The sequence below is a fragment of the Pseudomonas sp. LBUM1669 genome (assembly GCF_059695705.1).
Map to the genome: position 1 here is coordinate 3186799 of NZ_CP166784.1, position 14191 is coordinate 3200989.

Consider the following 14191-nt stretch of genomic DNA (forward strand, 5'->3'; position numbering starts at 1 on the left):
ATGCTTCCATTCATTCGTTACGCGGATGGGTTCATCAGGCGGCGCTGGTGGCGAGTTGCTTCAGCTGTTCAACCTTGATGAACGACTCTTCCCTGGATTGCAGGATGGCCATGGCCCGGGGCTGCGTTTCGAGCAGCGGGCCGTTGGCGATGTCGGCCAGTTTGAGCAAATGCCGGCCTTCGTAGATGTTATGAGCAACCAATACATCAAGGTTTGCCGTGATGTTGGGCAGCTCTTCGTCAGTCGGTTCGCCGAATGCGGCGTATTGCTCATCGACCCAGTAGACCCAACCCAGTCGCTCTTGGATCTTCGGCGCATGTTCTGGCAGGTTGAACGTTGAGACGTCACCCAGCCATTCGAGTTCCGAGACTGGGCGCCAGCTCAACCAGTTGCCGTTGTGGGCTCCGAAATGGATTGGGGCAGGGGTGTAGACGTGTTGCCACGGGCCGAAGAGCTGGTGGGCGGTTTCGCTGGCGGAGTAGGCCAGTGCAGCCCACAGGCTTGGCTTGTGATAGCTCAGCAGGCTTTGGCCACCGGAACCGTCATTGGCGCGTAGCAGCCAGCGTGCATGGGCCAAGGCCTTGACCGGGTCGTCAGTGGTCAGGGCGATGCCGGCAAAGTTTTCTGCGCAAAGCGCTGCGGCTTCGACTGCCAGTCGGCTGCCCCAAGGCGCGGTGAGCCACAAGGGGCCGTCAGCGGCGATCTCGGCGAAATCGGTGCCGATGAACAACCCTTGAGAATTCATTGGCTCGCCGACCCGGTAGAGGCGGCTGATGGCTTCAGGCTGGCGAGTGCGGTCGATGACGAAACACAGCGCTTGGCTGGATGATTCTCTTGGAAGTTGCTCGAACGCATGACGGGGTTCGGCGAGGAGGGCGTTCAACGCTTTTACATGCATGTGCAATCCTTACGGCTGCAAGCGCCGTTGCTCTGTTTGCCGCACAAAGGGGTGATGCCGGATTCATTCAAGCGTTTGGGCAACGGGATCGGGACTTTGCCCGCTCTATCCGCATCCGCCACCTTCATCGGCCCCGGCAACAACGGCGCAGCAGGCGTACCCACCCCAGGCGAGCCCCCGGTATTCACCTTCACCTCAGCCCCACTAATCGTCACACCCCCCGCATCAACCTTGACGAAACTCCCGCCAGCCTTGGCCGTCAGTTCCATCCCGCCTTCAACCACCACCTTCTCGCCAGCGTGGTAATGAATCTCTTGCCCAGCCTCGACAAACTGCGCTGTCCCCACTTTCAAATGCTGGGTCACCGCCACCGTCAGGTGATCATCCGCCCGCGCTTCGGTCTTGCGGTCGAGATGGGTGATGCGGTGCTCTTCAACCTTGAATTCGCTTAAAACATTGGCCTCGACCGTGTCATGGCGTTCATTGCCGATGCGGATCTTCTGGTCGTGCTCGATGTTTTCATCCCAATCGCGCTGGGCGTGCAGATAAATCTGTTCCGCACCTTTCTTGTCTTCGATACGAAACTCGTTGTAACCCTTGCCGCCCGGTGAACTCAGGGTTTTGAAGGTGCTGCGGGTCTTGTTTGCCGGCAGGTCGTAGGGGACGACGTTTTCCTTGTGGAACAGGCAGCCGGTGATCAGCGGTTGGTCGGGGTCGCCTTCGAGGAAGGTGACGAGGACTTCAATGCCGACGCGCGGGATGGCGATGCCGCCGTAGGCACTGCCGGCCCAGCCGGTGGCGACGCGCAGCCAGCAACTGGTGTTGTCGTTGGCCTGGCCGTCGCGGTCCCAGTGGAATTGCACTTTGACGCGGCCGTACTCGTCGCAGTGGATTTCTTCGCCGGGCGGGCCGGTGACGATGGCAGTCTGGCTGCCCAGGACTTTCGGTTTCGGGTGTTCGAGGGCAGGGCGGAAGTGCGCGTCCCACGGCGTGGCGAGGAACCGGTTGCGGTAGCCCTGATGGAAATCGTCTTTGTTGTGGGTGACGTCGCTGGTGACGTTTTTGCCGAGCACCTGCGGTTGCTTGCCTTCGTGCACGACTTCGAGCAACAGCCAGAGGTCGTTCCATTCGGCGCGCGGGTGCTCGCTCAGGGCCATGAAGTGGCCGCTGACCAGAGTGGGTTCGTCACCTTTGCCTTCGGCCAGTTGGTAATCGCTGCGATGGCGTTCCAGTGCGCGGGTCGCCAGTTGTTTGCCGCGCTCACGGGTCAGGAAACGGCCGGGGTAGTCGTAGTCTTCGAGGTCCGGCGCGAAGGTGCTCTTGGCGGCGCCTTCGGGCAGGATGCTTGGTTTTTCGAAGTCGTAATCGCGGCGGCTGACGCGGGAGGTGCGGGTTTCAAGGCGAAGGTTGAAACGCTTGATCACCGGTTTCGTGGCGGCCATGCCGGAGTCTTGCTGGTAGGCCACAGGCGAGAGCTTGCGGAACACTGTCTGGTCATCGCCGAAGACGAGTTTGTGGCCGCTGGCGCTGTGCTGGAAGTGGAAGTGAATGCCTTCCTCTTCACACAGTCGCTGGATGAAGTGCAGGTCGGACTCGTCGTACTGCACGCAGTAATCGCGCTCGGGGTAGATCGCGCCGAGCTGAAAACTGTAGGCATCGGCCAGGATGCCGCGCGCCTCAAGTATCTGGGCGATGATCTTCGGCACACTTAAATGCTGGAAAATCTGCTGGTCATGGTTGTGACGCAGGTAAGCGAGTTGCGGAACCAGGCTGATGCTGTAGCGCGTCAGGCTTTTGCCGGAGTCGCCTTGCTCGATGCGATAGACCAGACCGTGGATGATGCCCTTGCCGGTGGCGCCGAAGGTCAGGGAGCCAGGCTTGTGCAGCAACTCTTCGAGTTTAAGGTCAGGGCGGGCGCTGACCAGTTCGATGTCGAAACAGAACGGCTGATTGAGGGTTTCGCGACCGACGAAGCTGAGCACTTGCAGGTCAACGGAAACGCCTTCCAGCGTCAGGGAAATATGGGTTGCGTTCGCGTCCAGCATGCCTTGAATTCCGTCCTTTGAATAAGCTGGTGCGGATGGTGCAGCATTAAACCGCCTCGTTCAAGGCGCAAATGCCGTAGGCGTGGATGCGTTGGGCTATCGGGAAAACCCTTAGATACACGGTATCGGCCAATGAATGCGGGGGATGTTGCGTCATCCGTTCCTGGACATGACAGCGTCATACCCTTGCGGCGACCGTGAATTGACAGTCATTTTCAGACTTTTGGAGTGGCGCCCCTGAGATTGGCGGTGTGTGTTGCACCGCCATCGCGAGCAGGCTCGCTCCTACAGTGGATCGTTGTCGAGCACAAAACCCGAGTTCACTGTCGATCCAATGTGGGAGATTCTATGTTGCAGGGCTTCACATTCAGCGCATTTCCAACTGCTGCCGATACGGCAAATCCGGCCCGGTCTTGCTGCATGTCAGCGCCGCTGCCTGCACCGCAAATTTCAACATCCCGTCGATTTGCCCGCGCTCAAGCGATTGCACACCCCCAACCGAATCCAGCTGCTGCTCGGTCAGCCAGGTAATCAACGCCGCCTGAAACGTATCACCCGCGCCCACGGTATCGGCGATTTTCACCGCGCTCGCCGGCACCGACCATGAACCATGGTTGCGGCTGAACACCGTCGCCCCCTCACCACCCCGGGTCAGGAACACCAACTGACAGCGATGCTGCAGCCAACCTTCAATCACCCGCTGCGGATCTTGCTCGGGGTACAACAGGCTCAAGTCTTCATCGCTGACTTTGATCAAGTCGGCCAACTCAACCAGCGTCGCAATCCGCGAGCGCCACAGGTCGATATTCGGCTCAGGATTGAGTCGCACATTCGGATCAAGGCTGATCAGGCGTTTACCACTTTCGCGCTGCACCAACGCCAGCAGCGTGTCGGCAATCGGCTGCACCACCAAGGAAAACGAGCCAATGTGCAAACCGCGCACTTGCGGGCCCAGCTCAGGCAAATGCTCAGGTTTGAGCTGCCGATCCGCGCAACCTTCACCACGAAAGCTGTAGTGGGGCGAACCATTGGCACCGACGGCGACCATGGCCAGCGTGGTCGGTGCGGCGAAATCCACGAGGAAGTCCGGGAGTACACCTTCATCCTGCAGCACTTGCTGCAGGCGTCGGCCAAGGTAGTCGGTGGACAACCCGGCAAACAGCGCCGCCTCCACACCCAACCGACGCAAACCAACCGCCACGTTGAACGGCGAACCGCCGGCAATCGCCTTGAAGTTCACTTTTGAAGCCAGGCCGCTGGCGTCGTCTTCACTGAAGAAATCGAACAGCGCTTCGCCACACACCAGATACATAGTTGTTCGCTCTTTAAAGGGTTGCGACATGTTGTTGATAGCGTTCATAGGCCTGCTGACAGGCCGCCACATTTTGCGCAATCGGCAAGGTTTCACTGGCCGGGTCGAGCTTCACGCAGCGCTCGCAGAGGTCCGCCAGACTGTCCTCGTTGCCGTTTGCCCAGGACTTGCACCACGCTGCTTGTATCGCCGCGCCGAGAGCCGCCGCTTCGCTCTGCTCGGTGCAGATCACCGGCGTGTTCATGATGTCGGCGACGATTTGGCGCCACACCGGACTCTTCGAGCCGCCGCCGATCAGGCAAATGCTGCGGCTTTGTAAGCCATTCTGGCGCAGCAGGTCCAGTCCATAACGCAAACCGAAGGTCGTGCCCTCGACGACAGCGCGGCACAGGTTGGCCTGGGTCAGGTTGGTCATGGTCAGGCCGAGCAGGCTGCCGCTGGCATGGGGCAGGGCGGGGACGCGCTCGCCGTTGAGGAACGGCAACATGCACACGCCGTCGGCGCCGATGGGCGCTTGTGCCACGAGTTCGTTGAACTGCTCGATATCAAGGTCGAACAGCTCGCGAATGACCCCCGTGGCGTTGGTTAGGTTCATGGTGCAGATCAGCGGCAGCCAGCCGCCGCTGGAAGAACAGAATGTCGCGACCGACGCATCCGGGCTGACTTTCGGCTGGTCAGCATAGGCGTACACCGTCCCCGAAGAGCCGAGGCTCATGGTGATGGCGCCGGGCTTGATGTTGCCGGTGCCGATAGCGCCCATCATGTTGTCGCCACCCCCGCTGGAGACCAGCGCTTGCGGGTTGATGCCCAGGTGTTCGGCGATGCTTGGCAGGATCGTGCCGACGGCTTGATGGGCGTCGATCAGCTCGGGCAACGCAGCTTGCAGGCGTCCGGTTGGGTCGATGTCGCGCAGCAACTGCAAATCCCATTGGCGGGTCCGCACGTTGAAATACCCGGTGCCTGACGCGTCGCCGTACTCGCTGCAACTGCGGCCGGTGAGCCAGTGGTTCAGGTAGTCGTGGGGCAGGAGGATGCGGGCGATCCGGGCAAAAATGTCCGGGTGCTGTTCTTTGGTCCACAGCAGTTTGGAAACGGTGTAGCCCGGCGCGATGACCACACCGAGGCGTTCCAGTGAGCCCTTTTCTCCACCGAGGTGAGCCAGCAGACGATCGTTTTCCGGGGTGGACTCGGTGTCGCACCAAAGCTTGGCCGGACGCAGCACTTGGCCCTGGTCATCAAGCAGCACCAGGCCGTGTTGCTGGCCGGAGACACCGATGCCGAGGATGTCCTGACCGTCGACGTTTGCCGCGAGTAACGCTTGGCGGGTCGCCAGGGTGAACGCTTCCAGCCACTGACGGGTGTCTTGCTCGCGACGACCGTTGGCGCCGCTGATCAAGCCGTGCACGGCCGCGCCCTGGCCCAGGACCTGGCCACTGTGGGCGTCGAGGATCACGGCTTTGGTGCCTTGGGTGCCGCAGTCGATGCCGAGGAAGAGTTGTTGGTTTTCCATGGTAGATCCTTGGTGTGTCAGGTCGATCTTGGTGAAGCCATTCGCGGGCAAGCCTCGCTCCTACAGGTTAGTGTCGAGCGAGGATCAGATGGTTGATCCCGGATCTGTAGGAGCGAGGCTTGCTCGCGATGACGGCAGTCAATCCACCGCCGCACTTACGCCAACACCCGCTCCAACGTCCGCGTCACACCCACTTCCCGCAAGCTGTTGCAGCACCATTCAAACGCCGCCACAAACTCCGGCGAACGGGGAATCGCCGTACCAAAAATCTCCTCTACCCCCAGCAAACGCTGGGTGATCAACGCATCATCCGCCACCAAGGCCTGGCAGAACGTCGCCCGCGGATCGGGAATCGAGTAGGCATCCCCGTTCTCATCCACCCCCTTCAAATACAAAGCCCAGGCTGCCACCACCAATGCGGCCCGCCTGGTGTCCTGGCCATCGGCAATCAAACGGTTAATGGTAGGCACCGTGAACTTGGGAAACTTCGACGAACCGTCCGAACACACCCGCTCCAGCTGATCGGCAATCGCCTGATTGGAGAAACGCGCCACCAGCGTGTTCTTGTAATCCGTCAGATCAATCCCGGGCACGGGCGACAGTTGCGGGGTGACGTCCAGATCCATGTAGGCACGCATGTAGCGCACAAAAAGCGGGTCATTCATGGTCTCGTGCACGAAGCGATAACCCTTCAGGAACCCCAGATACGTCAGGGCCAGATGACTGCCGTTGAGCAGTTTGATCTTCATCTCTTCATACGGCGTGACGTCGTCGGTGAATTGCACGCCGACCTTCTCCCAGGCCGGACGCCCGTTGACGAACTTGTCTTCCAGTACCCACTGCACAAAGGGTTCGCAGACTACCGGCCAGGCATCGTCAAGCGCATGTTTGTCGGCCAGTTGCAGCCGATGCTCAGTGCTGGTCATCGGGGTAATGCGGTCGACCATCGCGTTCGGAAAACTGACATTGCTGGCGATCCAGTCCCGCAGATCGGCATCGCGCAGGGCGGCGAACGCAAGTAACGCCTTACGGGTGACCGCGCCGTTGTGCGGCAGGTTATCGCAGGACATCAAGGTGAAGGCCGGCGTGCCGGCGGCGCGACGTTTGGCGAGCGCGGCGCAGAGAAAGCCGAACACGGTTTTCGGCGCATTCGGGTTGGCCAGGTCGTGCTGGATTTGTGGCAAGTGCGCCATGAACTCGCCGTTGCTGTCGTCGATGCAATAACCGCCTTCAGTGATGGTCAACGAGACGATGCGGATCTCCGGGCTGGCGAGTTTGTCGATCAACACCTGCGCGCCGTCTTCAGCCAGCAGCATGTCGCGGATGGCGCCGATGATCCGGACTTCGGTGTCAGCGGTGTCGCCCAGTTCGAACAGGGTGAAGAGGTAATCCTGCTCTTTCAGATCGTCCCGGGCGCGGCGGTCTTCGGTGCGCAGGCCGACCCCGCAAATCGCCCAGTCCGAGGCTTCGCCGGTGTTCATCAGCGCGTCGGTGTAATACGCCTGATGAGCACGGTGAAAACCGCCGACGCCGATGTGTGCAATGCCTTGGCGCGTATCGCTCAGCGCGTAGGCGGGCAGGACCACCTCGGGTGCGAGGCGGTTGAGGTTCTGTTTATTGAGTTTCATCAAAGGCTCTCTAAATCAGGCCGCTGCACGCAGCGGGCGGGTCAGCGCCACGCCGTCGGCATCGAATAGATGGCAGTGGTCGGCGTCCAGGTGCAGGCTCAAGGCTTCGCCATAACGGCTGGCCAGGTCGCCACGAACGCGCATGGTCAGCGCTTCGCCGGAAGCGGTCACGACGTGGCAGAAGGTGTCGCTGCCCAGGCGTTCGCTGACGTCGGCGGTAACTTGCAGCGTGCAGTCGCCGGTTTGTGCCAGGTTCAAGTGTTCCGGACGGATTCCCAGGGTTACGGCACCGCCGACGCTCAGGTTGGCGCCGCTCAATGGCAGGGTGATGCGGGTGCCAGCGTCCAGCAGGACTTCACAGCTTTGGCTGTCGATGCGGGTGACTTTCCCCTTGAGGAAACCCATTTTTGGTGTGCCGAGGAACCCGGCAACAAACAGGTTGGCCGGCTGGTGGTACAAGTCCAGCGGCGAGCCGACTTGCTCGATTTTGCCGCCGTTGAGGACGACCACTTTGTCGGCCATGGTCATCGCTTCGACCTGGTCGTGGGTCACGTAAATCATCGTGGCTTGCAGGTCTTTGTGCAGTCGCAGCAGTTCCAGGCGCATTTGCACGCGAAGCGCGGCGTCGAGGTTGGACAGCGGTTCGTCGAACAGGAAGATTTTCGGGTTGCGCACGATGGCGCGGCCGATGGCCACCCGTTGACGCTGGCCGCCAGACAGTTGCTTCGGCTTGCGCTCCAGCATCGGCCCCAGCTCAAGGATGCGCGCCGCTTCGCCGACTTTCTTCTCAACTTCAGCCTTCGGTACGCCGGCCAGATCAAGGGCGAACGACATGTTCTTTTTCACGGTCATGTGCGGGTACAGGGCATAGGTCTGGAACACCATCGCCAGGTCACGCTTGGCTGGGCTGACTTCGGTGATGTCGCGGCCATCGAGTTCGATGGTACCGCCGCTGACTTCTTCCAGGCCGGCGATCAACCGCAGTAGCGTGGATTTACCGCAGCCCGACGGGCCGACGAAGACCACGAATTCCTTGTCGTTCACTTCCAGGTCGATGCCTTTAATGATGGAAAAGCCTTCGAAGCCTTTTTGCAGATTCTTGATTTTCAGGTTGGCCATGATGATGGGCCTCCACGTGTTGTTATTCAGTTGAGCCGGGCGGGCTTTTGTAGGAGCACGGCTTGCCGGCGAAAGCGATTTGAAGGACGCCTTCGCCGGCAAGCCTGGCTCCTACAAGGATCGGATTCATTTCACGGCGCCGAACGACAGGCCGCGGACCAGTTGTTTCTGGCTGATCCAGCCGAAAATCAGGATCGGCGCGCAGGCCAGGGTCGACACCGCCGACAACTTGGCCCAGAACAGACCTTCGGGACTTGAGTAGGAGGCGATCAGCGCAGTCAGTGGCGCAGCTTTCGACGAGGTCAGGTTCAGCGACCAGAACGCCTCGTTCCAGCACAGGATCAGCGACAGCAAAACGGTGGAGGCCAAACCGCCCTTGGCGATCGGCAGCAGCACCCGGACCATTTCCTGCCACAGCGTGGCGCCATCGAGACGCGCGGCTTCGAGGATGTCTTTGGGGATGTCCTTGAAGTAGGTGTAAATCATCCAGACCACAATCGGCAGGTTGATAAGCGTGTAGATCACGATCAGCGCGATGCGCGTATCGAGCAGGCCGAAGCTCTTGGCCAACAGGTAGATCGGCATCAGCACGCCCACCGGCGGCAGCATCTTGGTGGACAGCATCCACAGCAGCGTGCCTTTGGTGCGTTGGGTTTCGTAGAACGCCATCGAGTACGCCGCTGGCACTGCGATCAGCAGGCTCAGAGCCGTGGCGCTGAACGAAATCACCACCGAGTTCCAGGCAAAACTGAAGTAATCGCTGCGCTCGTTGATGTGCAGGTAGTTCTCCAGCGTCGGCGTGAAGATGAACTGCGGCGGCGTGGCGAAGGCGTCGATTTCGGTTTTGAAACTGGTCAGCACCATCCAGAAGATCGGGAAGAAGATCAGGATCGCGATGGCCCAGGCCAGGGTGCCGAGCAGCAGGCTTTGCAGGCGACGGGATTGTTGAAGAGTCATGGCGCAGGCCTCAGGCTTTGTCTGTCAGGTTTTTGCCGATCATGCGCACCAGCACGATGGCCGCGATGTTGGCGATCACCACCGCGATCAAGCCTCCGGCGGACGCCATGCCGACATCGAACTGCACCAGCGCCTGGTTGTAGATCAGGTACGCGAGGTTGGTCGAGGCATAACCGGGACCGCCGTTGGTGGTGGTGAAGATTTCGGCGAACACCGAGAGCAGAAAGATGGTTTCGATCATCACCACCACCGCAATCGGGCGGGCCAGGTGCGGCAGGGTCAGGTGCCAGAAAATCGCGATCGGCCCCGCCCCGTCGAGGCGCGCGGCTTCTTTCTGTTCCTGGTCGAGGGACTGCATGGCGGTCATCAAGATCAGAATCGCGAAGGGCAGCCATTGCCAGGAGACAATGATGATGATTGACAACAGCGGGTAGTGCGCCAGCCAGTCCACCGGTTGCGCGCCGAACAGCTTCCAGACGTAGGCGAGAATCCCCGACACCGGGTGGAAAATGAGGTTCTTCCAGATCAGCGCACCGACGGTGGGCATGATGAAGAATGGCGAGATCAGCATGACCCGCACGATACCGCGACCGAGAAATTCACTGGCTTCCAGCAAGGCGCTGATCAGCACGCCCAGCACTACGCTGATCAGCAGCACGCTGCCCACCAACAGCAAGGTGTTGGTGGCGCCGGGCATGAACCCGGAGTCGGTCAGGAAGTAGGTGAAGTTCTCCAGCCCGACGAACTCGTTCTCGCCGGGGTTGAGCAGGTTGTAGCGGATCATCGAAAAGTAGAGGGTCATGCCCAGCGGCACGATCATCCACAGCAGCAACAACGCCACCGAGGGACTGACCAGAAACCAGCTGGGATTGGCCAACCGGCTTTTACGTACCGGTTGGGGGATGTCCATGTGAGCTTTGGCAGTTGAAATATTCATGGCATTTAACCGATTAGGACAGACAAGTGAAGATCACCGGTAGGAGCGAGGCTTGCCCGCGAAGAGTCCGGTACATCCGATGCATCTTCAACGGCTAGAACACCGCCTTCGCGGGCAAGCCTCGCTCCTACATAGAGTGCGTCAAACCTGTGGGAACGTGGCTTGCCCGCGATGGAGGCCACTCGGTGTCCGGACAAACCAGAACCGTTGCCCCCGCCGCGCCGTTAGCTACTTGGGATAACCGGCGCGCTTCATCTCACGTTCGGTGGTTTGCTGGGCAGCCGTAAGCGCCTGGTCGACCGTGGTCTGGCCGATCAGCGCCGCCGAGAACGACTTGCCGACCTGGGTGCCGATGCCCTGGAATTCAGGAATGGTCACCAACTGGATGCCGATGTAGGGCACCGGTTTTAGAGTCGGTTTGCTCGGGTCCGCGGCTTTCAGCGATTCCAGCGTCACCTTGGCAAACGGCGCGGCGCTCATGTAAGCCTCGCTGTAGGTCGAGGCCCGAGTGCCGGGCGGCACATTGGCAATGCCGTCTTTTTCAGCGACCAGTGCGCCGTATTCCTTGGAAGTGGCCCAGGCACTGAAGGTTTTCGCCGCGTCCTTGGCCTTGGAACTGGTCGGAATCGCCAGCGCCCAGGAATAGAGCCAGGCCGAGCCTTTGTCCGTGGTCTCATGCGGCGCATAAGTGAAGCCAACGTGCTCGCTGACCTTGCTTTGGGTCTTGTCGGTGACGAAGGAACCGGCAACGCTGGCGTCCACCCAGATCGCGCACTTGCCGCTGTTGAACAGCGCCAGGTTCTCGTTGAAACCGTTGCTGGAAGCTCCTGGTGGGCCGGATTTCTTCATCGTCTCGACGTAGAAGTTCAGGGCGTTTTTCCACTCAGGGCCACTGAATTCCGGCTTCCACTGCTCATCAAACCAGCGCGCCCCATAGGCATTGGCGACGGTGGTGATCAGCGCCATGTTCTCGCCCCAACCGGCCTTGCCACGCAGGCAGATGCCGTACTGTTCTTTGTCTTTATTGGTCAGTTTGCTGGCGAATTCGCCGATCTGGGTCCAGGTCGGGTGCTCGGGCATGGTCAGCCCGGCGTCCTTGAACAGGTCGGTGCGGTAATAGGTGATGGAACTCTCCGCGTAAAACGGCAGGGCGTAGAGCGAGCCCTTGACCGAAAGGCCTTCACGCACCGAAGGGAAGACATCGTCGAGGGCGTAGGTGGCCGGCAAATCCTTCATCGGCTCCAGCCAGCCCTTGGCACCCCAGAGTGCGGCTTCGTACATGCCAATGGTCAGCACGTCGAACTGCCCGCCCTGAGTGGCGATGTCAGTGGTCAGGCGTTGGCGCAGGACGTTTTCTTCCAGCACCACCCAATTGAGCTTGATGTCCGGGTGCTCGGCCTCGAAGGTCTTCGAGAGCTTTTGCATGCGGATCATGTCGCTGTTATTGACGGTGGCGATGGTCAGGGTCTGAGCGCCGAGGCTGACGCTGCTGAGGGTCATGCAGGTAAGGGCAAGCAGAGCTTTTACAGAAGGTTGCATCGTGCACTCCTTTTCTGCGCCCGATGGGGGACAGAAGGACAGTTATTGTTTTTGTGTCTTCCGAAGGCAGGAAGAATGTGCACTGATTACAGCCTTCAATTGAGGATGTGACAAATCATCCGTCGCACAAAAACCGATACTATTTTGCACTGATGTTTTGGGTGCGAGGCGCAGATAGCGGCTTTCTTGCCGCATGTCCGTATTGATTCTGTACAGGTTTTTGAGTGTTTAACCCAGATTCTGCTCAGTCAACCGCTGCACCGCCAGTCGCCGGTAATGCGAAGGCGTCATGCCCTTGAGCTGCTGGAAACGCCGATTGAAGTTGGAAATATTGTTGAAGCCCGATTCGAAACACACATCGGTCACCGGTTTGTCGCCATCGGCCAGCAACTCGCAGGATTTGCTGATGCGCAGGCGATTGACGAACTCAATGAAACAGCGCCCAGTAGCCTGTTTGAACACCCGGCTGAAATAAGTAGGCTTCATGCCCAGGTGCTCGGCAACTTCCTCGAGCGGCAGGTCCCGGGCGTAATGCGCAAAAATGTAATCCACCGCTCGGTTGGTGCGATCAATGTTGTGTTCATCCGCCAGTTGCGGCGTGGTGGCACCCGACAGCAACTGAAAATCGTCAGAAGCCGCGAGCAGCTCCAGCAGAATGAAAAAGTGCCCGAGCCGGGTGACGCCTTTAGTGTCAGCGATGCGTTGCATCAACGTCATGGCCTGGCGGATGGTGCGCTTGCAACGAAATTCGATGCCGTACTGAGCGCGCTCCAGCAGTGGCGCCAGGGTCTTGAGTTCCGCGAATACCTGATGACCGCTCTCGAACAATTCATCCGTGAAGTTGACCAGCATGTCGCGCTTGGGCACTACCTCGTCTTCGGCCACCTGGCTGATCCAGTTATGGGGCAGATTCGGGCCGGTCAGGAACAGGGTTTCCGGGTAGAAGTTGCCGATGTAATCGCCAATGAACACCTTGCCGGAACTGGCGACGATCAGGTGCAGTTCGTATTCCTTGTGGAAATGCCAACGCACCAAAGGGCAGGGGAATCCATGCTGGCGATAGATGATCGACAACCCGTTGTGGTCGTCCATCAGTTCGTAGGAAGGATCGGTGACTCTAACGGTTCGGGTCATGTCAGGGCGCTTTTTATTGTCATTGCGCCCTGATCATGCCTCTTTCCAGGCCTGTAATGCCAGCGTGCAACGCTCCGGGCTTCAGGCCTGTGCCCGATCATGCAAGGCGTCGCCGTAAACCGCTTTCATGCTGGTGGCGGTCCAGCAATAACGAACGATCTCTGACTCGTCGAAAAAGTCGGTATTGATGATGCAGCAGCGCGTTACCCAGTCCCGGGTGGGATTGAACCAATCATTGATCTGGTTTTTGATGTCTTGAGGCCCTCCCAGAAACGCGTAGCTGGTGGCCGATAACGACCACAGGAACGTTTCGTAAGGCCCGTCTTCTAGCGTGCTGGAAATATGGGTTTTCAGATCCTCGGTGTCGGTAAACCTTTTGTTGATCCACTTGTGTGGGATGGGCGGCCAGAAGTAGTCCTCATCCAGTTCCCGCCGTCCGGGCGCCGCCAACACCACCCGGCGACGAGTACTGATCCGCTTGAGTTCGCCGATGGTTTTTGTGGAGTCGTCGGGGGGGATCACTCGCTGTCCGAGTCGACTCACCAAAAGATCATTGAGTTTCTGGTAGTCAAAAGGTTTGGCCCCGTCTGCGAGTTGGTGGAAATCCAGCACGATGAACTCATCCGGATTACGGTCAAGGAACGCTGATACGTCTGTCATCAGTTCATTGAGGACTCGATGGGACTGGTATCCGTTGTGATGAAAATAGAAGATCGACTGGTCTGTGCCCTCGGTGTAGCCCAGGCGGATATCAAAGGCCCGGGCGCCGTTGGACAGTTGCCAGGCAAATGAACCGTTTTGACACGTCGTCCAGTTGCCGATAACCACATCATAATTGGGCACCTGTTTATCCATGCCGGCGTTATGGGCGCCGGGCCAGACAAGTTCGGTCAGCTTTAGTCGATGGATATCCAGGACGTTACTCATCCATTTTTTTGTCTAACGCACCTGCTGTGTTATGGGTCATGACAGTTCCTTGTCGTTGAGGTGCCCACTCCGTGGGGCGACGAAGTTTATGTATCAGAGCTGGCTGCAAGCCACATCTGTGTTGATCGCCCTGCGTGAAAGGCTTTCATGACCCAGCATAGAAGTGCGCAACAGGATTGCCATCC

10 protein-coding genes and 1 pseudogene are annotated in these 14191 nt (G+C 59.4%); all 11 read right to left on the reverse strand.

The annotated features are described in order from the left end of the window. Window positions 1-34 precede the first annotated feature (34 nt). A complete protein-coding gene (locus tag ACA051_RS14955; RefSeq protein ID WP_497375467.1) occupies window positions 35-898 on the reverse strand; it encodes a DUF4123 domain-containing protein in 864 nt (287 codons plus the stop codon). Then, window positions 889-2943 (reverse strand): type VI secretion system Vgr family protein, encoded by a 2055-nt coding sequence (locus ACA051_RS14960; protein ID WP_497375469.1) that lies wholly within the window; start codon window positions 2941-2943, stop codon window positions 889-891. The genes ACA051_RS14955 and ACA051_RS14960 overlap by 10 nt, the downstream gene beginning before the upstream one ends. A gap of 367 nt (window positions 2944-3310) precedes the next feature. Further along, a complete protein-coding gene (locus ACA051_RS14965) occupies window positions 3311-4255 on the reverse strand; it encodes a carbohydrate kinase family protein (protein ID WP_497310476.1) in 945 nt (314 codons plus the stop codon). A 13-nt stretch (window positions 4256-4268) separates the two neighbouring features. Beyond that, window positions 4269-5765: a xylulokinase gene (gene xylB / locus ACA051_RS14970; protein WP_497375471.1), complete on the reverse strand. Its 1497-nt coding sequence runs from the start codon at window positions 5763-5765 to the stop codon at window positions 4269-4271. Window positions 5766-5920: 155 nt separating this feature from the next. Beyond that, window positions 5921-7393: a mannitol dehydrogenase family protein gene (locus tag ACA051_RS14975; protein ID WP_497375473.1), complete on the reverse strand. Its 1473-nt coding sequence runs from the start codon at window positions 7391-7393 to the stop codon at window positions 5921-5923. Window positions 7394-7408: 15 nt separating this feature from the next. Continuing rightward, on the reverse strand, window positions 7409-8512 hold the full coding sequence (locus ACA051_RS14980) for an ABC transporter ATP-binding protein (RefSeq protein ID WP_497310479.1): 1104 nt from the start codon (window positions 8510-8512) through the stop codon (window positions 7409-7411). 126 nt (window positions 8513-8638) lie between these two features. Then, on the reverse strand, window positions 8639-9469 hold the full coding sequence (locus ACA051_RS14985; protein ID WP_462010068.1) for a carbohydrate ABC transporter permease: 831 nt from the start codon (window positions 9467-9469) through the stop codon (window positions 8639-8641). Window positions 9470-9479: 10 nt separating this feature from the next. Next, window positions 9480-10379: a carbohydrate ABC transporter permease gene (locus ACA051_RS14990; protein WP_497375567.1), complete on the reverse strand. Its 900-nt coding sequence runs from the start codon at window positions 10377-10379 to the stop codon at window positions 9480-9482. A gap of 255 nt (window positions 10380-10634) precedes the next feature. Next, on the reverse strand, window positions 10635-11945 hold the full coding sequence (locus tag ACA051_RS14995) for an ABC transporter substrate-binding protein (protein WP_497310481.1): 1311 nt from the start codon (window positions 11943-11945) through the stop codon (window positions 10635-10637). 228 nt (window positions 11946-12173) lie between these two features. Further along, window positions 12174-13079, reverse strand: coding sequence for a helix-turn-helix domain-containing protein (locus ACA051_RS15000; RefSeq protein WP_497310482.1), 906 nt, complete (start codon window positions 13077-13079; stop codon window positions 12174-12176). A gap of 81 nt (window positions 13080-13160) precedes the next feature. Continuing rightward, window positions 13161-14046, reverse strand: a pseudogene (locus ACA051_RS15005) (phosphatidylinositol-specific phospholipase C domain-containing protein). Window positions 14047-14191: the final 145 nt, after the last annotated feature.